The following is a 309-nucleotide window of genomic DNA, read 5'->3' on the forward strand; positions in this document are numbered from 1 at the left end:
TTGAATCATTTTAGTTTTGATTTGTTGCAGCGCTATCATAGTTTGCCCCGGCGTCAAGCCGATCCGGACGTCGGCAACGGCGATTGATCAAGGGTAAATCCCGTCATGCGCGAAAACAAAAAACCGGCCGCGAAGGGCCGGTTCGATGACGCCTGGCTGGCGGCGCTGGTCAGGAGCGCGGCGTGTTGAATTCCGAATCGAGGGATTCTGGACGCTGAATGACCGCGAATTCGATGGCCACGCCATCTTCGAAATGGCGCACGATCTGTCCCCGCATGGTGCCGAGCATGACCTGGACGCCGATCGCCG

Annotated in this window: 1 pseudogene; it reads right to left on the bottom strand. The window is 57.9% G+C overall.

The window, feature by feature from the left end:
* Positions 1-169: 169 nt before the first annotated feature.
* Positions 170-309, bottom strand: a pseudogene (locus tag EN861_RS36575) (PilZ domain-containing protein); the annotation flags it as partial.

The sequence above is a fragment of the Mesorhizobium sp. M8A.F.Ca.ET.218.01.1.1 genome (assembly GCF_004791165.1).
In the GTDB taxonomy this organism is placed as follows: Bacteria; Pseudomonadota; Alphaproteobacteria; order Rhizobiales; family Rhizobiaceae; genus Mesorhizobium.